Below are 19,547 nucleotides of genomic sequence, written 5' to 3'. Positions count from 1 at the left end.
GACACCCAAAAACGGTGGGAGCGAGCCTGCTCGCTCCCACTGGGATCAATGGTGTTCCGGCGATCGGCGTCAGAACGAATACCCCTCTCTACAGCATAAAAACAGCAAGAGGTGATTCCCCATGTCGTCAGCCAATACCCCTGCAACGTCCACCATCCACCCCGTCGACCGGATTCTGCCGGTGCGGCAAATGCTCACCCTCGGCCTGCAACACATGGCCGTCTCGTACATCGGCGCCATCGCGGTGCCGTTGATTGTCGCCAGCGCCTTGAAGATGTCCCAGGCCGACACGGTGGTGCTGATCAGCACCACGCTGTTCTGCTCCGGCATCGCCACCCTGCTGCAAGCCGTCGGTTTCTGGAAATTCGGCGTGCGCCTGCCGATCCTCCAGGGCGTGGCGTTCAGCAGCGTGGGACCGGTGATCGCCATCGGCAGCAATCCGGAAGTCGGTTTCACCGGGGTCTGCGGCGCAGTGATCGGCGCGGGGATTTTCACCATGCTGGTGGCGCCGTTCGTGGGTCGATTACGGCGCTTTTTTCCACCGGTGGTCACCGGTTGCATTGTCACCGTGATCGGCTTGCAGTTGTTTCCGATAGCCTATGAGTGGGTCGGCGGCGGGCGGCATGCCAGCGACTTCGGCGCGCCGGCGTACCTGGCCGTTGCGGCGGTGGTGTTGCTCAGCATCCTGCTGGTCAACCGTTACGGCAGTCCGATGCTGCGCAACATGGCGGTGCTGGTGGGCATGCTGGTGGGCGCGGCGCTGGCCTACGGGCTGGGCATGGGCAGCTTTCACAGCGTGCAAGAGTCGCCATGGCTCACCGTGCCCTACCCGTTCTACTTCGGCCTGCCGACCTTCAGCCTGATCCCCATCGCCACCATGGTGGTGGTGATGATCGTGCAGATGGTCGAATCCATGGGGCTGTTCGTGGCCATCGGTGACATCGTCGACAAACCGGTTGAAGAAAAACAGGTGATCAACGGCCTGCGCGCCAATGGCCTGGCCAGCACCATCGCCGGGATGTTCGCGGCGTTTCCGTTCATTGCCTTCATGGAGAACGTCGGGCTGGTGATCCTCACCGGCGTGCGCAGCCGCTGGGTCGTTGCCATCAGCGGCCTGTTGATGTGCTCGGTAGCGCTGGTGCCAAAGGCCGGTGCGATCATCGCTTCGATGCCGACCGCGGCCCTCGGCGGTGCCGGCATCGCCATGTTCGGCGTGGTCGCGGCGGCGGGGATCCAGACCCTGGCCAAGGTGGACTACGAGCGCAATCGCTACAACGTACTGATCGTCGGCTTCACCATCGCCGCGGCCCTGGTGCCGGTGCTGGCCCCGCCCCTGTTCAAGCAATTGCCCGAGTGGTCGCAGCCTTTCCTGCACAGCAGCGTGGTCATCGCCTGCCTGGTGTCGGTGTTGCTCAACGCCACCCTCAACGGTGTCAGCGCGCCTGATGCCGCCGTCAGCAAATCCGCCACACACAGCCTCTGACTGGAGCCGACCATGACTCAACTGCAAAACATACTGATCAAGAACCCGCTGGCGGTCATGACAGGCCTGCGTGGCCCGCGGGCTCGGGCCGGTGCGGTGGATATCCGCATCGTCAACGGGCGCATCGCCGAAATGGCCCCGGGCCTTGAAGAGCAGTCCGGCGAGCGGGTGATCGATGCGCGTCACTCGGTGGTGTATCCGGGCTGGATCAACACCCACCATCACCTGTTCCAGAACCTGCTCAAAGCCGTGCCCGAGGGCTTGAACCAGGACCTGCAAGGCTGGCTGGCCAGCGTGCCCTACCCGCGCCTCAGCCGCTTTACTCCGCAACTGGCGCGGATCGCCGCACATCTGGGCATGGCCGAGTTGCTGCTGTCGGGGGTGACCACCTGCGCCGATCACCATTACCTCTATCACGCCAATGGCACCACCGAGACCGGTGACCTGCTGTTCGATATGGCCGAGGAATTCGGCCTGCGTTTCGTTCTGTGCCGCGGCGGCGCGCTGGAGTCGGCCAGTGCCCATCCGGGGTTCTCGAAAACCGCGCTGCAACCGGAAACCCTGGACCAGATGGTGGGTGACATCGAACGACTGAAATCGCGCTATCACCAGGACACCCCGGACGCCTTGCGCCGGGTGGTGGTCGCGCCGACCACGCCGACTTTTTCCCTGCCGCCTATGCTGCTGCGGGAGCTGGCCCACACCGCCCGGGGCCTCGGTTTGCGATTGCACACGCACCTGTCGGAGACACAGAACTACGTCAACTTCTGCCGCGAGAAGTACAACTGCCTGCCGGTGGAGTTCGTCGCCGAACATGAATGGCTCGGCCCGGACGTGTGGTTTGCCCACGCGGTGCACATGCAACCCGCTGAAATCCGCATGCTCGCGCAAACCGGCACCGGCATTTCCCACTGCCCGGTGAGCAATGCGCGCCTGGGTAGCGGCGTGGCGCCGGTGCCACAGATGTTCGAGGCCGGGGTGCCGATTTCCCTCGGCGTGGATGGCGTGGCGTCCAACGAGTCCGGGAGCATGGTCGGTGAAGCGAACACCGCGTGGCTGATTCACCGGGCCGAACAAGGCGCCTCGGCGACAACAGCCGAAGATGTCATTCACTGGGGCACGGCTGGCGGTGCACAGGTGCTCGGGCTGGGTGCGGTCGGGACCCTTGAAGTCGGTCAGGCGGCAGACCTGGTGATCTACGGTCTCGACCATCCGCGCTTCTTCGGTTTCCACGACATTGCCGTGGCGCCCGTGGTGGCGGGCGAGCCGATTGCGGTGAAGTACAGCCTGGTCGGTGGCCGGGTGGTGGTCGATAACGGTGTGATTCCGGGGATGGATGTACAGCGGATGCGGGCCGAGGCGTGGGATGGGGTGCGGCAGTTAATGAGCTTGGACGACTGACTTTCCTGTCACACCTTTACTCCTGTGGGAGCGAGCCTGCTCGCTCCCAACCGAAGTCGGGGCAAGTGTCAGATCGTCAGAGATTTCAAGTCACGACGCCACGCGCCTGGCCGCCGTTCTGACGTGCGTGCTGTACAGCGTCAATCCAGTGAAAGCCAATCCACCGACCAAATTGCCGAGTACAGTCGGGATCTCGTTCCAGACCAGATAGTCCATCACCGAGAACCCGCCACCCATGATCATCGCCGATGGGAACAGGAACATGTTGACCACCGAGTGCTCGAAGCCCATGAAAAAGAACAGCATGATCGGCATCCACATGGCGATCACCTTGCCGCTCACCGAGGTCGAGATCATCGCGCCGACCACGCCCATGGACACCATCCAGTTGCATAGCATGCCGCGCAGGAAAATCGTGATCCAGCCGCCAACGCCATAGTGCGCATAGCCTAAGGTTCGAGCCTCGCCGATGCTGGCGATCTTTTCCCCGACTGCGCCGGGACCGGCGTTGAAGCCGTAGGTGAACACAAAGGCCATCATGAAGGCCACGGTCAGGGCGCCGGCGAAGTTGCCGACGAACACCAGCCCCCAATTTCGCAGTACGCCCCGCACCGTGACGCCCGGGCGCTTGTCCAGCAACGCCAGCGGCGTGAGCATGAACACCCCGGTCAGCAGGTCGAAACCCATCAGGTAGAGCATCGAAAACCCCACGGGAAACAGCACGGCACCCAACAATGCAGAACCGCTCTGCACCGCGATCGTTACCGCGAACACAGCCGCCAGCGCCAGGATCGCCCCGGCCATGAAGCTGCGGATCAGGGTGTCGCGGGTCGCCATGTGAATTTTCGATTCGCCGGCATCGAGCATTTTGGTGACGAATTCAAACGGAAGTAGATAGGACATTGGGTTTTCCTCAAGACTGACTCTTCAAATTGGGGCCTGCTGCTCGATCACCAGGACCGGTACGGCAGGAATTTGCCATTGAGGGTCAGCAATACGCGGTCGCCCTTGGGGTCTTCGATTTTTTCGACATGCATGGAAAAGTCGATGGCGCTCATGATGCCGTCACCGAATTTCTCCTGAATCACGTCTTTGAGGGTCGGACCGTAAACGCCGACGACTTCGTACAGGCGATAGATCAACGGGTCCTGAGGCACGGTCTTTTCCCAGCCTTTGACCGGATATTCGATCATGGCCATGGCGACGTCTTCGCCCAATTCCAGTACTTCACAGATGCGCGCCGCCACTTGCGGCGAGGCGCTGTTCATGCCGTAGCACACCGATGCCAGCCATACCGGCGCTTTGCCAACCAGTTCGCTCAGACGGTCCCAGGTCATTTCCTTGCGCGCCTTGGCGGCCATGACGGTGTGGTGCATTTCGACTTTGTTCATAGTGTGGATCTCTCTTGTGAGGTTGGCGACACAGGAGAGATAGCGAGAGTTGTGCCAACTCTCGAAAATCTCATATCTATCTGATTTGTATAGATTTATTTAGGATTAATACTCGGCAGAAATTAACGATATTTCGTTACTAACGAATTTTAGTTAATTATTTCACGATTTTTCGTATATTCGAGCAGTCGTTTTCGCCTCAGGACGCCCCGCTATGCCAACCGTTATCGACGCCAATTGCGCTGCCCACGCGCCACTCGCCATGCTAGTAGTGCACCCGGCATCCGACGCTGTAGTTCAGGTCAACGCCGCCGGCCTCGCTCTGCTGGGTTATGAAGAAAATGCTATCGCCCTTCCCCGCTTCAGCCACTTCTTCGCAGGCGCGATCGCGCAGTGGGTCAGCTTTACCGATGAAGTGCTGACCCAGGGTCAGGCCTGGTCCGATGACCTGAGCCTGCTCGATCTGGCGCGCCGACACCATGCCGTGGAGGTCAACGCCCGTGCGCTGGAGGACGGTCAGCATATCGTGCTGATCATTCAGGACCGTGACCTCCTGGAGACTCGACGCAACCGCTCGGAAGCCCGTCGTCAGCACCGTCTGGGTCATGTCGGATGGGAGCGCATCAGTCAGGTATTCGAGCGTATCGAGCGGCAGAATCGGCTGATTCTCGGCGCCGTTGGTGAAGGCATATATGGGCTCGACGCGACGGGTCAAACCACTTTCATCAACCCGGCTGCCGAGCGAATTCTTGGTTGGAGCGCCGGGGATATGGTCGGCCATGACGCCCATCAGTTGTTCCATCACAGCCACAGCGACGGCAGCCCATTTGAAGTCGAGCAATGCTCCATTCACACCTCGTTCAGTGACGGCCAGGTGCATCGCGTGGATAACGAGGTGTTCTGGCACAAGAACGGTGACGCCATTCCCGTCGAATACACCAGCACGCCGATCTTCGAGATGGGCAGGCTGGTGGGTGCGGTGGTGCTTTTTCGCGACATCCGAGAGCGGCAGCGGGCTGAACTGCGTTTGCGCGAAGCCCTGAATGAAGTGGAACAACTCAAACAACGCCTGGAACTGGAAAACCAGTATTTGCAGGAAGAGATCAAAGCCGAGCGAAATCATCATGAGATCGTCGGCGACAGTCCAGCGGTGCTGCACCTGATCCGCCAGATCGAACTGGTGGCGCCGACCGATGCCAACGTGCTGGTCACCGGTGAATCGGGCACCGGAAAGGAATTGATTGCCCGCGCCATTCACGCCAGCAGTCGGCGCAGCGACCGGCCGCTGATTCGCGTCAATTGCGCGGCGATTCCTCGGGACTTGTTCGAAAGCGAATTTTTCGGTCACGTCAAAGGCGCGTTCACCGGGGCCACCCATGACCGGGTCGGACGTTTCGAACTGGCCGATGGCGGCACCTTGTTTCTCGATGAGGTCGGCGAAATCCCTCTGGAACTGCAAAGCAGATTGCTGCGTGTGCTGCAAGACCAGCAATTCGAGCGTGTGGGCGATAACCTGACCCGCGCGGTGGATGTGCGGGTGATTGCCGCCACCAATCGCGACTTGCGGGAGATGGTCGCTGCCGGCGGGTTTCGTGAGGATCTGTATTTTCGCTTGAACGTTTTCCCGGTGCGCTCGGTGCCTCTGCGTGAGCGCCTGGGCGACATACCGCTGTTGGCTGGCCACTTTCTTCAGCGTGCTTGCCAGGCCTTCAACAAACCGGGTGTGCGCCTGCCGCTGACCCAGGTCGAGGTACTCAAGCGTTATTCGTGGCCGGGCAATATTCGAGAGCTGGAGAATGTGATCGAGCGGCAGATCATCGTGTCGCAGGACGGGCGCTTGCGTTTCGATGACCTGTTGCCCGCCTCCGCGCGCGAGCAGGTCGCTGCGCCCATTGCTCCACTGGACGACAGCGAACCGCTGCGCGATGAAGATTTGCAACAGCAACTTCGGCAGAACACCTTGGCCATGCTCAAGCGCACCGGGGGCAAAGTCTCCGGCGAAGGCGGCGCCGCGCAACTGCTGGGGTTGAAACCGACTACCCTGGCGTCACGGCTGCGCAAATGGAGCATCGACCCGCGCGAGTACAAACCGAACCGATCCCCAGGATCTTGAGCATTCTGACTTGGGGACTGTCATCCATCACCGCACGGCCGCCCGCTTGTCCTGAACCGGGTGCTTTGCGTGGGCAGCGCTGATCCGATCCACCAAGTACCTCGCATCTTTTGCCACACCGGAAAAACGCCCCGAGCCCCAGGTGTATAACCACGGCAAACCAAGAAAATACAGACCCGGCTGCCCGGTAACGCCGCGTTGATGCCCCGGATGGCCGCGGCCATTGAAGACCGGTGCCTCGACCCAGGTGAAGTCCGGGCTGAAGCCGATACACCAGATGATGCTGGTGATGTTTGCCGCCTCAAGGTCCACTTCGCAGCGCTCTTGCTCAGGCGTCCAGGTGGGAACATAGCGCTCACCGGTCGGCGCCTCGATGCCATGCTGTTCGATGTACTTGTCGATCGAGCCGTTGATGCGGTTGTACACCGCATCGGCGTTGTCCAGGCTCTGCGCCAGGTTAGGCGCGAACTGCATCCGTGTACCTTGCAAGCCTTCGAGTCGACCGAACAATTCCATGCCTTGCCCGGCAAACTTGCGCAGGTCGATGTCACGCCCGCCGTCACGCCCGGTGACATAGTGGTTGGTGTTGTCGCGAACCCCTTCACGCAGCGGATGGGTGTCGACGCCGATCTCGTAGTACCCCATCTCTGCCAGCCAATCGACCACGTCCTTACCGCGATAGAAACGCGCGCAACGTGGTGCATCGCCGACGGCCAGGAACACTTTGCGCCCGGCCAGGTGCAGGTCCTCGGCGATCTGCGCGCCCGACTGCCCGGAGCCGACCACCAGCACATTGCCTGAAGGCAGGGCCTGCGGGTTGCGGTATTGCTCGGAGTGGATCTGGTGAATGTCTGCAGGCAAACGCTCCGCCAGGCGCGGAATGATCGGCGTGTGATAACCACCCGAGGCGACGATCACGTGGTCAGCCGAAAACTCGCCCTGGGAGGTATGCACCTCAAAGCCACCGATGGCGCGCGGCACCACGCGCAGCACTGTCACGCCTTCACGCACCGGCGCATTCACCGCTTTGACGAAGCCCGCCAGGTACGCGTTGATCTCGTCTTTCTTCATGAACCCATGGGGATCGGTGCCCTTGAATTCATCGACGTAGGTGTAACCCGGCAAGGCGCACTGCCAGTTCGGCGTGACCAGGCTGAAGGCGTCCCAGCGCTGGTGGCGCCAGGTGTGTGTCACGCTGTGCTTTTCCAGCACCAGATGATCGATCCCCTCCTGCTGCAGGTAGTAACTGGCGGACAACCCGGCCTGGCCGCCGCCGACGACGATCACGCTGTGGTGTGTGGTTTTGATGGAAGTGAGGTGGCTGGTCATGGCATTGCTCCGGTCATCGGTGTCGATAAAAAGTTCAGAAAAAAATCAGAATGAGCTCCAGCCCGCACCGATCGCTTGCCCGGCGCCCTCGGTGCGCATGCTGATCACCTCCACCCTCCCCTCGACGTCGGTCGGCTCAACCAGATAACTGGCCTGGCCTTTCAACGAACTCAAGGTGTCCATGGCCGAGCTGCAATAGAAGCCCTTGACCTCCTTGACCCGCTCCGAAGCGTTGTTCAAGGCACTTTCCAGGCGTTGCAAAAAATCCGGAAGCGGGTAACTGGAGCCCTCCTCCAAATGCTGAAAAATCACGGTCGACGGCGAGTAGCCGCTGGCTTCGCGGCCATTGGGCCAGCGGATCCTGAAATTGACGGCGGGCATGTCAGTGCTCCTGTTGCTTGAGGTTCAAAGGGGAAAGATCGAGATGGGCGTAGTTGAAACCGGTAAATGGCTGCTCACGCAGATTCCAGAAATGGCCATGCTGCTGGCCGAGGCGAACGTTCAAAACGCCGCTCGCGTCGACTCGGGCGATACGCTCGCAACGCAGCCCTTCGAAAGCGAAAGCGGTCTGGACCTGGTCCCAGTCGCCTTCATCAAGGGTCATCAGAAATCCGTAGCTGGGAAACACTTGCAGCCAGCGCTCAAGGTCGGCGTCCGGCGGGCATGGCAGCGCCGCCAAGTCGACAGTCGCGCCGCAACCGGTGGTTTCCAGCAGCATCAGCAGGCTGCCCAGCACGCCGGCGTTGCTGATGTCCTTGGCGGCGTGCAGCAGCCCGGCATCGGCCAGGCGCGGCAGCACGTCGAGCTTGCTGCACAGGCGTTCGGCGGGAACACCTTCGAAGGCCTTCCAATAAGTGCTGTCGGCGTGCCAGACGCCTTCGAGGTCCACCGCCATGGCGATCACCTGGCCCGGCGCGACATGCAGGGTCGACAGCAGTGTTTTCGCAACGCCAATGATTGCCACCGCCAACGCGGCGGGGTTGCCCGACGCGAGGCTGGTGTGACCGCCGGCCAGCAGCAGTCCATAGGCTTCGCAGGCCGCTTGAATACCCGCCAGGATCTGTTGCGCGGCGCTATTGTCGTGATGCCAGTAGGCATCGACCACTGCCGTCGCACGTCCGCCCATGGCGGTAATGTCGCTGACATTGGCCATGACCGCCGACCATCCGGCAAACCAGGGCGCGGCATCGACGAACGCAGGCAACATGCCTTCGATGGCCAGCAGTTGAAAATGATCGCCGCAGGCAATCGCCGCGGTGTCATCACCGGGCAGGGCGTAAAGCTGCTCGCGGGTCAGGGCTTTTTCCGAGTGGCTGATCACTGCCGCTGGCTGTTGAATCGCCTGTTTCGAGCGCATCGCCTGGGTGTTGCGCAGGACGTCGATCAGAGCCGCGAGGTCAGTCATGGCGAGTCACCTTCAGCGCACGCAGTGACACCTGACGTGGCATCAGCGGGTAGCTCGACAGATCCGCCTGCATCAGGCAATGGGGCTGGCCAAGGAGCTCGGTATGCTCAAGGGTCTGCCAGCGCAGGCCATGAAAGTAGCTCTCGTTCTGCGCCTGCACGGTTGCCCGGAACACCTCACAGCCCAAGTCCTTGGCCCGGGATACCGCCTCGTTGACCAGCGCCTTGCCGATCATACTGTGCCGCCGATACGCCGCGGCCACACACAAGCGCCCGCCAAACCAAAGGCCGGGCTGCGGCTGATAGATACGCACCGCGCCCACCACCTGGTCGGCGATCCCGCAATTGCCGGCCAGGGCGACAATGGCGATAGCCTGGAAATCGTGACTGTCCTTGTCCTGTACCAGCAGTTGCTGCTCATCGGAAAACACCGAACGGCGCAAGGCGAAATACGCCTGTTTCTCCCAGGGCTCACTGGCGGGCTTGACCAGCAATTCACCAGCGCGGAACGGCTCGAACGTGCTGTCGACCAAAGCAAAGACGGAATGGGCCATGGGAGTTCTCCGGCTTATTCGTAGTTTTTCAGGGCCGAGCAGGCGCCGCACTTGGCGCAGCCGGCGTTGATCTGATCGGAGTGCAGGCCATGACGGCGCAGGCTTGCGCCGATCTGCGGATACAGGCGAGCCATCATCGCGCTGTCCGGTTTGGGGTGATGAGCCAACGGCGTGCCGTCGATGGGCACGAAGGGCACCACGAACGGGTACACGCCCAGCGCGCACAAACGCTCGCTCATCTCGCTGATGGCTGCTTCGCTGTCCCCCAGGCCGGCGAGGATGTAGGTACTGACCTGACCGCGTCCGAACACCTCGACGGCTGCGCTGAAGGCTTCGAAATAGCGACTCAGAGGCACTTCGGCCTTGCCCGGCATGATCCGCTGGCGCACTTCATCGGTGACCGCCTCCAGGTGCATGCCCAGGGAGACCACACCACTGTCGGCCAGGCGCTGGAACCATCGGTCGTCGTCCGGAGGCTCGCATTGCGCCTGGATCGGCAGGTCTACCGCGGCTGTCACTGCCGCGGCGGATTCACACAAGATCGCCGCGCCACGGTCCGCGGTTTGCGGTGTCCCGGTGGTCATCACCATGTGCTTGACGCCGTCGAGCTCCACCGCGGCCTTTGCCACTTGCGCCAATTGCTGCGGACGCTTGCGAGCGATGGTCTTGCCCGCCGCCAGTGACTGGCCGATAGCGCAAAACTGGCAGGAGCTGGCGCGATCGTTGAAGCGAATGCAGTGTTGCAATACCGTGGTCGCCAATACATCGCTGCCGTGCAGGGTGGCGATTTTCCAGTAGGGAATGCCGTCGGCGGTACTCAAACCGTAGAAGTTCGGCACGCCGGGCATTTGTACCTGCCCGACCTGCAAGCCTTCACGGAAGATCAACGCCTGGCTGCCATCGGCACTGGGTTGCGCCTGGTAAGGCGAGGTCTGCGAAGCCTGATTGAGGATCGGCACCATCATGGTCCGGCTGCCGAACGTCAGCGCCTTGTGGTCCGACGGTCCCGCGCCGCCTTGACGAGACAGGCCGTTGTGCGCCGCTGGCCAGCGCACCCCGTGGCATTGCAATTCGGCCAGCAGTTCATTGGCTTGCATGATCGAGCTCCTCGGTGGCAGTGGCGTTGAGGTGTGCGGCGCGCTCATGCACATGGGCGGCGGGTGTACGGTCGATCAACAGGCTGAGCAGTTCCGGACGGCTGTAGTGCCCAACTGAATCCATCATGCGTTTGCGCTTGTCGATCAAGGCCAGGTCGAGGTCGGCAATCACCACGCCTTCCCCGCTGCGCAATGGCTCACCGAGCAATTTGCCTTCCGGCGAGACGATGGCGGTGAAGCAGCCGCCGGAAATCGGGCCGAGGCCGCAGCCGGTGTCCTGCATGATCTGGCCCTGCTGATCGGCGTCCAGCCAGGCGGTGGCGTTGACCACGAAACAACCGGACTCCAAGGCGTGATGGCGGATGGTGACCTCGATCTGCTCGGCGAAAATGTCCCCGACCAGGGAGCCGGGGAACATCGCCGCGTGGATCTGCTCGCCGTCAGCCATCAAGGCATAACGCGCCAGAGGGTTGTAATGTTCCCAGCACGCCAGCGAACCGATGCGGCCGATGGCGCTGTCTACGGCTCGCAGTCCGGAGCCGTCGCCCTGCCCCCAGACCATGCGCTCGTGATAGGTGGGCGTGATTTTGCGGCGATGCTGGATCAGCGTGCCGTCGGCGTCGAACAGCAGTTGCGCGTTGTAGATCGTGCCGCCGTCGCGCTCGTTGACGCCGATGGACACCACCATCCCCGCCTGCTTGCAGGCCTCGCCTATGGCGTGGGTGGTGGCGGACGGCACGGTGACCGATTGATCGAGCAGCTTGAGGTGTTGTGCCCCCATGGCGAAAGCCGGCTGCACGAAGGAAAAATAGGGGTAGTACGGCACCACCGTCTCGGGGAACACGGCGAACTGCACGCCTTGTTGGCCCAAAGCGATGATTTGCTGGCAGACCTTGTCCACGGTGCCTTCGCGGCTGTAAAGCACTGGGCTGAGTTGGACGGCTGCTGCGCGAATGATGGGCATGATGGGGTCCTGAAATGATGAGTGCTCTGGCTGTTGTGGCGAGCGAGCTTGCTCGCTCGCCACTGGGGGATTGCAGCGCTGCTGTCAGGCTGTCCAGGTATCGATGATCATCGCGCCTTCACGGCGCATCAGCAGACGCAGGTCCATCACGTCCAGTGGGTTGATCGGGCGGATGCCTTCGATCAGGGCCTTTTCGGTCTGGCCGTACAGGGCTTGCAGGGCAAAGCGGCAGGCGTATACCTCACCCCCCTCCTCCATGAACTGCATCAATTGCTTGTTCACCGCCAAATGCCCGGGAAACGCTTCGGCGCCCAGGGTCGGGAAGCCGCGTTGCACGCCCAGTTGCACGCCCGGTCCATACAGCAGGATTTTGGTTTCGAAGCCTTTGCGTAGCAGGCGCTTGGCCTGAAGCATGTTGACCAGGCCGATGGAGCCCTCGAAAGCGATGGTGTGAAAGGTGATCAGGACTTTTTCGCCCGGTTCGGCTTTGATGTCCTCGAAGACTTTCTCTTCGTAATTGACCAGGAAGTCGCCGTCTTTGTATTGGGGGATGTCCACGCTTGGCATAGTGTCGCTCTCCAGTATCTTCGTGCTTGAACGCCAGCCTGGGTCGGCTGCCGGGTTGCAAGTGGTAGAGCGAACGCCGTGCCAAAAAAGAAAAACGATTTTAGAAATTAGCTAACCATATGATTTTGTTTGACATCCCAATCTGATCCGGTTTTTTTCAACGTATCTGCAGCTATCGCTGAACCACGCACTCCCGTAGAAATACGAATATTCGTAGTCACTGAACACGAGATTTCGTAGGCATGAACGAAGCTGACTCCCTCAACGGTTGGGCCGACCTGGCCTATTCGTCACGGCACATGGTGTTTGAACACTGCGCCGAGGCCATCGCGCTGCTCAATCCGTATTCCGATCTGCTGGTGGACCTCAACATCGCCGCCTGCAAACTGCTGGGGTACCCTCGCCAGGAGTTGTTGGAGCTACCGGTAAGCAAGCTTTTCGGTCATCAACTGGCCGACCTGATCGTGTTTACCCAGGCGGTAATGGACAAGGGCCGCGCCTGGACCGATGAGCTCAGTTGCAATTGCAAAAGCGGCGAACGCATCGAGCTGGAAATCTCCGCCACCACACTGCAGATCAAGGGCCAGCAGCAGCTGATTCTGGTGCTGCGGGAACTGAGCGAGCAGAAGTACCAGCGCGACCAGGCTCACACTGAACGCACCATGCGCGGCGGGCTGATCGAGTGGCGCAACATTCTCAACCTGTTCCAGGAAAACGAACGCGACAACCAGTTGCTGCTCAGCTCAGTGGGCGATGGCATCTACAGCATCGACAGCGAAGGCCTGGCCACCTTTGTCAACCCGGCTTGCGCGCGCATGCTGGGCTGGGAAACCCAGGACATGATCGGCAAGAACATCCACCGCATTCATCACCACACCCATGCCGACGGCAGCCATTACCCGGTGGAACAGTGCCCGATCTATAAAGCGGTGCACGACGGAGTGGTTCATGAGGGCCGGCAGGAGATTTTCTGGCGCCGCGACGGCAGTTCGTTCCCGGTGGAATTCACCAGCACCCCGGTGATCTCCGATGGACGTATCGTTGGCGCCGTGGTGGTGTTCCGCGACATCACCGAGCGGCGCAGCACGGAAAACCAACTGCAAAGCGCCCTCGAAGAACTAAAGGTGTTCAAGGATCGGCTGGAAGAGCAAAACGCCTATCTGCAGGAAGAGATTCACATCGAGCACAACTATCGCGAGATCGTCGGCCAGAGCGAGCCGATCAGGAAAATCATCCGGCAGATCGACGTCGTCGCCCCCACCGACGCCAGCGTGTTGATCAACGGTGAATCGGGTACCGGCAAGGAACTGATCGCCCGCGCGATTCACCAGGCCAGCCGCCGTAACGGCCACCCGCTGATCCGGGTCAACTGTGCGGCGATCCCCGCAGAACTGTTCGAGAGCGAATTTTTCGGCCACATCCGCGGCGCCTTTACCGGTGCCGTGCGTGATCGTGTCGGCCGCTTCGAACTGGCGGATGGCGGTACGCTATTTCTCGATGAAATCGGCGAAATCCCGCTGGAACTGCAAAGCAAACTTTTGCGCGTGTTGCAGGAGGGTCAGTTCGAGCGGGTCGGCGAAGAGCGCACGCGCAAGGTCGATGTGCGGATCGTCGCCGCGACCAACCGCGACCTGCGTCAGGAAGTGGCGGCCAAACACTTTCGTGAAGACCTGTATTTTCGCCTCAACGTGTTCCCGATCCAGTCCCCGGCGCTGCGCGATCGCCTGATGGATATCGGCGCGTTGGCCGCGCACTTCCTCGCACAGACCGGCAAACGCCTGAACATGCCTGGCCGACGTCTGCGCAACAGCGATATCGAACGCCTGCAACGCTACTCATGGCCGGGAAATATTCGCGAACTGCAAAACGTGATCGAGCGCGCGTTGATCACCTCGACGGGGGCCGACCTGAATCTGGACCTGCCGGACGAGCCCAAAACCTGCGAGCCTGCACCCCAGCAATCCTCTCCGGACGTTGCGATCATGACCGACGCGCAGATTCGCGAGCTGGAACGCAGCAACATGCAGGCCGCATTGAAGGCGGCGGGAGGCAAGTTGTTCGGCAAAGGTGGCGCGGCGCAGATACTGGGGCTGAAACCGACAACATTGGCGTCGCGGTTCAAGCGCCTGGGTATCAAGCTCGAATAGAGGCTGTTCAGCCTGGATGCGACAGCTTCTTGAGTGAACACGTACCTCGGTTCAATCCGATCTCGGTGTCCGGTTGCTACTTTAAACAGGCTACTCGGCAACGTCTCGATAGCGAAGCGCAGATGGCAGGCAACACGGTTGCTCGATCATGCCCTCATATCTTTCAAGGCAACCATGACTCCCGAGCCCCATTGATTCAAGCTTTTCGAGCGTCATTACCCGGAAGCATGCCGGTGAGCACATCATCTCCATCAATGAAATGATGCTTCAGTGCAACCAGGACATGACCGCCCACCAGCGCCCCACACAACCACGCTGTGTATGTATGAACCCACTTGGCCAGGTCATACAGATCTTTGTCGGGTGCTACCAATGGGGGCAAAACGAACAACCCTGCCACCATGATCTGTTTGTCCGCCACCGAACTCCAGTACCAGCCCGAAACAGGCAGGCCAACCAGAGCGACGACATACAGCAGAATATGTCCGACCAGTGCTCCCCGTTTCATGGTTAGACTCATCTTCTTCGGAAGCGCCGGCGCAGGATGAGTCAGGCGCCAGGCGATTCGAGCGACAACTAAAAACAGAAGCGTGCTGGCCATGGCTTTATGCAAAAACGTCAGCTCATGCTGAGCGTTCAGTTCGTCGCGCCAATGTGTTGCGAGCATTCCAATACACCAAGCCCCCAACCACAGGAGCGCCATGCCCCAATGCAGCCATTTTGCAGTGCTGGTATAGCTGTCTACCTTTGCCATCGCGGTACCCATTCAAATAGATCATTGCGGGCAATTATGGTCAGCACAGCCCATCAAAAAAATCACTTTTTTTGAGTTGAATTGATCTATTAATTTGATATGTGAGCCTCACCTATGGCATTCACCTGCGTCAAATTCATACTGAAACCTCACGAGGTTTCATTCTCATGACGTGGAATGAGCACGGCGCCGGGACGAGTTCATGACCTCAATAAACCACTTCCTGGATGGCAATTGATGTACTCAAAACACTGCGCATCAGCCGGAATCACCGACACCTCATGGTACAAACGCAGTGCAACCTGGAAATCCAGGGCCCGCACGTAGCGCATGAAACCTCCGAAGATAGCCAGGTGAGTCGGGTGTGTTTTTGCCCACTCCTCCAAGTGAGCCAGATCGTCGAAATGTGCAAGGCCGAAACTCTTTTCGAGTGGCTCTCCGGTAGTGGTGTCCAGCACTCTCATGAAGCGACAGGACAGGCAGCCCAATGCCCTGCCCTGATCTCGCAGATACGTCATCCCCTCCTCCAGCACCGGCTGGATGTCTTGAAGATACAGATGGCGCTCCTTGTCGCGAGTGGCAGCCCAGTCCTGACCGGAACGGATGAGGCAAAGATTCTGCCGGCCGGGAAGGCGAACGCGAGACTGACCACTAAATGTCGAAGCCTCAGGCTTTTCACCCTGCAGTGGGTCAGTTTGAGCGATGGCAAACCGGTCACGCACACTGCCCCAGTAGCCATGCTCCTGAACAGGATTGTCGCTCAACGATTTGGCCAAGTGGCTGACCCCCTCAGGCGCCCCGAGAGAAGCCTGGAGCGTTTCGAAACGATCGGCGGTTGGGCTGACGATCTCGATAAACCAACCCACTTGCTCTGTTAGTCGTTGTGGGTCGTTCCACCATGCATCGAATCCGCTTTCCTGACGCCAGCGCTCGAAGGTCACAGGATCCGACCAATAAGCGATGGCGATGAGGTTGTGAAAACCTGCAGCATCCTGACAGTGAGCAGGATCCCAATAGCCTGGGCCATCGGGCAACGAGAACAGGCTCGTGATCGGCTCTAGCGCCTCGATCCCCGGAGTAGCAGCTGACTGTACCCCGAAATAGGCCATGACCACCTGACCGATCAAAGGGTCGAACCGTGTGGCCCACGCTGGAAAAGGAGGTGTATGGCCCTCCGACATTGCCGCAGGTTGGGTACGTGTCGCACGCAGGTGCGCAGGGATAGCCGATTCCATATACGCCTCCGATGTTTCGTCAAATTGGGTCGAAGTCATTCACTATAGACGTCACCAGGCTCGCCCTTTCCGGGATGAAGGTAGTGCAGCCCCTTCTCCGTTTTCAGCTTGATCACTTCACCCGGTTCATGGCCGAAAAACGCAAAAACCGGGCAGACCCGGTTTTTGCGAAACGCTTGTGAATCAACCGCCTCAGGCTTGGAAGTCCGTGGACAGAGCCAGCTCTTTCCACTCCGCCAGTTCAGCCTCCACAAAGCGGTTCTTCTCGCCGATGCGTGCGACAGTATCGCTGCCCAGTGCCAGACGCTGTGGCGGCTTCGGTGCATTGGCCAAGGCCAAAATCGCTTCCGCGAACTTAACCGGATCGCCAGGCTGTGCATGGTTCGCAGCTTCTGCGTGCTTGCGCATCACGCCTACGGTGTCGTCGTAATCCGACAACTCCAGTGCAGTCTTGATCAGTGACTGCTCATCGAGAAAATCGGTGCGGAAAAAGCCTGGTTCAACAACGGTCGCGTGAATGCCCAGCGGCGCCAGTTCCTGGTACATGGCTTCGGTAATGCCTTCCACCGCAAACTTGGTGGAACCGTAGACACCCCAGCCCATGTAAGCCTGGTAGCCGCCGATCGAAGAGATGTTGATGATGTGTCCACTGCGCTCACGACGCATGTGCGGCAGTACAGCGCGAGTGACATTCAGCACACCGAAAACGTTGGTGGCGAACAGACGTTCAGTTTCGCTGGCACTGGTTTCTTCTACTGCACCCAGCACACCGAAACCGGCATTGTTGACCACCACATCGATGCGGCCGAAACGCTTGATCCCTTCCGCTACCGCCTGCTGCGATTCTGTCTCGCTGGTGACATCCAGACGTACTGCCAGAAGGTTCGGGTGGCTGCCCAAACGATCCGTGATGTCTTGTGGGTTACGAGCGGTGGCAATCACTGCGTCGCCGGCACGCAGAGCGTGTTCTGCGATGAGGGTACCAAAACCACGGGAAGCTCCAGTAATGAACCAAGTACGCATTTCAACTCCTCCTGTCAGCGACCCGAGCGTTATTGCCGGGCCTTCTCGATGAGTTGACGCTACTTTAAATCTGCATTACTGATGTGATAATCCCAGGTATTTTGCATGACTTTGTGAAAGGTGCTCACAAATGAAATCCCCCTCTACCGCCGACCTGTCGATCTTTCTCTGCATTGCCCAGCATCTGAATTTCAGCCGCGCGGCGGTGGAGCTAGGCCTTACTCCCTCGGCTCTGAGCCACTCCTTGCGAGCTCTGGAAAACCGACTGGGCGTGCGGCTGTTCAATCGCACCACACGCAGTGTTGCGATGACAGAAGCCGGGGAGCGTCTTTACACCAGGCTCAAACCGGCTTTTCGAGACATCGATGATGCGCTCGAAGATCTCAACAGCTTCCGCGACAAGCCATCAGGCAATCTGCGCCTCACGGCAGGCCGTCAGGCGTGCGAGCTGGTGCTGCTGCCGATTGTCAGCCAGTTTCTCCAGGCGTATCCGGATATCCGGCTGGAAGTCGTAGATAGCGATGCGCTGGTGGATGTGGTGGCGGGCGGATTTGACGCTGGAGTTAGATTCGGTAATCGCCTGGAGGCCGATATGGTGTCGCTTCCCATAGGGCCAAACATGCGCTCAGTGGTCGTGGGAGCCCCGGCGTTTTTCGAACGGCACATCGCACCACAAAAGCCAGAGGATCTTCACGGTATCCCGTGCATTCGCCATCGATTCCCCAGCGGCTCGATGTACCGCTGGGAATTTGAAAGAGGTGGAATTGCCCAGGAGATCGAAGTCAACGGCCCGCTCACCCTTGGCGATGTGAGCCTGATGGTCGGCCCCGCGCAGCAGGGCCTCGGCCTGGCGTATGTTTTCGAAAACATGGTCACTGGCGCTCTGGCTGACGGTAGCTTGATCCAGGTTCTAGCGGATTGGTGCCCCTACTACCCGGGCCTGCACCTTTATTACCCAAGTCGCCGCCATGTTCCTGCACCGCTCAAAGCCTTCATAGATTTCGCCCGGTCTGCCCGGCAACAGGCGACGTAGTTTCACGATCTGCTGCAAAGGGTCATTTCGAGCAACATCCGGTAAGAATCTATTGTGCAGCTGCTTTTGCAGCGTCAGGTGGATGGTGCTAAACGTTGTTTCTTGGCCACCGTGGTGGGAGAACAATCATGCGTCAGGATCACCTGGATGGATTGGTAACCTTCATGACGGTGGCTGAAGAAAAGGGCTTCTCAAACGCCGCTATAAAACTAGGTATTTCCCCTTCAGCTGTCAGCCAAAGCATTCGAGGGCTTGAACAGCGACTGGGGCTGGTGTTGTTCAATCGAACCACCCGCAGTGTCTGTCTGACCGAGATTGGTGAGCGATATTTGGAGCGAGTGCAACCTGCACTGGAACAACTCTCCTCTGCCTCACAAGAGCTCGGCCGGGAGGCCAGCCTTCCCGCAGGCCTGTTGCGTATCAATGTTCCGCGTGCCGCGTACTTGATTCTGCTGCAACCGATACTTCAACGTTTCATGACCACATACCCCGAAATCAATCTGGAAATACGTGTCGAGAATCAGTTGGTGGATATCGTCAGCCAGGGGTTCGACGCGGGTATCCGGTTTGGTAGCGCCGTCGAGAAAGATATGGTGGCCTTACCGATCGGCCCCGCCTTGAAGGCGCAGATCATAGCCGCTCCCGAATATGTAGCGCGATTTGGTCAGCCCGAACATCCCCGTGATTTATTGATGCACAATTGCATTGGCTTTCGACAATCCAGCACGGGGCAGATTGAGCGCTGGGAGTTCGATAACGGTGAAGAAAAAATCGACTTGCAGATCAAGGGTCGACTGATCCTCAACGACTCGGAGATCCTGGTTCGTTCTGCGATGGACGGATTAGGCATCGCTTACATGATCAATGGCTATATCGAGCCCTTCCTGCGGCAAGGACGGCTAGTAAGAGTGCTGGAGGAATGGTGCCCGGTCATTCCTTCCTTGCACCTTTACTATCCTGACCGACGCCGGGTACCCGCAAAGTTGCGCGTCCTGATCGACTTCCTACGCAGCGATTACGCTGCTCCACCACTCGAAAATCTGATTCTGTAA

The 19,547-nt window shown here is 59.7% G+C and carries 18 protein-coding genes; 6 read left to right on the top strand and 12 right to left on the bottom strand.

Annotated features, from left to right (window positions below; genetic code table 11):
• Positions 1-121: 121 nt before the first annotated feature.
• A complete protein-coding gene (locus tag ACW9JE_RS01750) occupies positions 122-1,483 on the top strand; it encodes a nucleobase:cation symporter-2 family protein (protein ID WP_224535479.1) in 1,362 nt (453 codons plus the stop codon).
• A 12-nt stretch (positions 1,484-1,495) separates the two neighbouring features.
• Positions 1,496-2,884, top strand: coding sequence for an amidohydrolase family protein (locus tag ACW9JE_RS01745; protein ID WP_457431668.1), 1,389 nt, complete (start codon positions 1,496-1,498; stop codon positions 2,882-2,884).
• A gap of 90 nt (positions 2,885-2,974) precedes the next feature.
• Here the strand turns inward: ACW9JE_RS01745 and ACW9JE_RS01740 are convergent, their stop codons facing one another.
• Both ACW9JE_RS01740 and cynS read right to left on the bottom strand, forming a co-directional pair.
• On the bottom strand, positions 2,975-3,787 hold the full coding sequence (locus tag ACW9JE_RS01740) for a formate/nitrite transporter family protein (protein WP_457431667.1): 813 nt from the start codon (positions 3,785-3,787) through the stop codon (positions 2,975-2,977).
• Positions 3,788-3,834: 47 nt separating this feature from the next.
• Complete coding sequence (cynS, locus tag ACW9JE_RS01735) at positions 3,835-4,275, bottom strand: cyanase (protein WP_224535472.1); 441 nt, start codon at positions 4,273-4,275, stop codon at positions 3,835-3,837.
• Positions 4,276-4,489: 214 nt separating this feature from the next.
• Between cynS and ACW9JE_RS01730 the strand changes: the two genes are divergently transcribed.
• A complete protein-coding gene (locus ACW9JE_RS01730; protein ID WP_457431666.1) occupies positions 4,490-6,388 on the top strand; it encodes a sigma 54-interacting transcriptional regulator in 1,899 nt (632 codons plus the stop codon).
• A gap of 27 nt (positions 6,389-6,415) precedes the next feature.
• On the opposite strand, the gene ACW9JE_RS01725 is transcribed toward ACW9JE_RS01730, so the two are convergent.
• The 7 genes from ACW9JE_RS01725 to ACW9JE_RS01695 form a co-directional block, all read right to left on the bottom strand.
• On the bottom strand, positions 6,416-7,717 hold the full coding sequence (locus ACW9JE_RS01725; RefSeq protein ID WP_224535468.1) for an MSMEG_0569 family flavin-dependent oxidoreductase: 1,302 nt from the start codon (positions 7,715-7,717) through the stop codon (positions 6,416-6,418).
• Positions 7,718-7,762: 45 nt separating this feature from the next.
• Positions 7,763-8,098, bottom strand: a complete 336-nt coding sequence (locus tag ACW9JE_RS01720) for an MSMEG_0570 family nitrogen starvation response protein (protein WP_457431665.1) — start codon at positions 8,096-8,098, stop codon at positions 7,763-7,765.
• Position 8,099: 1 nt separating this feature from the next.
• Entirely contained in the window at positions 8,100-9,122 is a 1,023-nt protein-coding gene (locus ACW9JE_RS01715) for a sll0787 family AIR synthase-like protein (RefSeq protein ID WP_457431664.1), read from the bottom strand.
• On the bottom strand, positions 9,115-9,675 hold the full coding sequence (locus ACW9JE_RS01710) for an MSMEG_0567/Sll0786 family nitrogen starvation N-acetyltransferase (protein WP_224535462.1): 561 nt from the start codon (positions 9,673-9,675) through the stop codon (positions 9,115-9,117). The genes ACW9JE_RS01715 and ACW9JE_RS01710 overlap by 8 nt, the downstream gene beginning before the upstream one ends.
• 14 nt (positions 9,676-9,689) lie before the next feature.
• Entirely contained in the window at positions 9,690-10,772 is a 1,083-nt protein-coding gene (locus tag ACW9JE_RS01705; RefSeq protein WP_224535460.1) for an MSMEG_0568 family radical SAM protein, read from the bottom strand.
• Positions 10,759-11,736 carry a Nit6803 family nitrilase gene (locus ACW9JE_RS01700; RefSeq protein ID WP_224535458.1) on the bottom strand — a complete coding sequence of 326 codons (978 nt, stop codon included), beginning with the start codon at positions 11,734-11,736 and terminating at the stop codon, positions 10,759-10,761. The genes ACW9JE_RS01705 and ACW9JE_RS01700 overlap by 14 nt, the downstream gene beginning before the upstream one ends.
• A gap of 84 nt (positions 11,737-11,820) precedes the next feature.
• Positions 11,821-12,303, bottom strand: a complete 483-nt coding sequence (locus tag ACW9JE_RS01695; protein WP_224534362.1) for an MSMEG_0572/Sll0783 family nitrogen starvation response protein — start codon at positions 12,301-12,303, stop codon at positions 11,821-11,823.
• A 242-nt stretch (positions 12,304-12,545) separates the two neighbouring features.
• On the opposite strand from ACW9JE_RS01695, the gene ACW9JE_RS01690 reads away from it, so the two are divergent.
• Entirely contained in the window at positions 12,546-14,450 is a 1,905-nt protein-coding gene (locus ACW9JE_RS01690) for a sigma 54-interacting transcriptional regulator (protein WP_457431663.1), read from the top strand.
• Positions 14,451-14,646: 196 nt separating this feature from the next.
• On the opposite strand, the gene ACW9JE_RS01685 is transcribed toward ACW9JE_RS01690, so the two are convergent.
• The 3 genes from ACW9JE_RS01685 to ACW9JE_RS01675 form a co-directional block, all read right to left on the bottom strand.
• Positions 14,647-15,204: a cytochrome b gene (locus ACW9JE_RS01685; RefSeq protein WP_457431684.1), complete on the bottom strand. Its 558-nt coding sequence runs from the start codon at positions 15,202-15,204 to the stop codon at positions 14,647-14,649.
• Between the two features lie 200 nt (positions 15,205-15,404).
• Positions 15,405-16,439, bottom strand: a complete 1,035-nt coding sequence (locus tag ACW9JE_RS01680) for a phenylacetaldoxime dehydratase family protein (RefSeq protein WP_457431662.1) — start codon at positions 16,437-16,439, stop codon at positions 15,405-15,407.
• Positions 16,440-16,631: 192 nt separating this feature from the next.
• Positions 16,632-17,462: an oxidoreductase gene (locus tag ACW9JE_RS01675; protein ID WP_457431661.1), complete on the bottom strand. Its 831-nt coding sequence runs from the start codon at positions 17,460-17,462 to the stop codon at positions 16,632-16,634.
• 130 nt (positions 17,463-17,592) lie between these two features.
• Here ACW9JE_RS01675 and ACW9JE_RS01670 point away from each other — a divergent pair, with 130 nt between their 5' ends.
• The gene (locus ACW9JE_RS01670; RefSeq protein WP_457431660.1) at positions 17,593-18,495 is read left to right on the top strand and encodes a LysR family transcriptional regulator; all 903 of its coding nucleotides are present in this window, start codon (positions 17,593-17,595) and stop codon (positions 18,493-18,495) included.
• 128 nt (positions 18,496-18,623) lie between these two features.
• Positions 18,624-19,547: a LysR substrate-binding domain-containing protein gene (locus tag ACW9JE_RS01665; RefSeq protein ID WP_457431659.1), complete on the top strand. Its 924-nt coding sequence runs from the start codon at positions 18,624-18,626 to the stop codon at positions 19,545-19,547.

This window comes from Pseudomonas sp. SDO55104_S430 (assembly GCF_054070595.1).
Note: the sequence above shows the minus strand (reverse complement) of the source record. Positions and strands in the feature narration are given on the sequence as shown.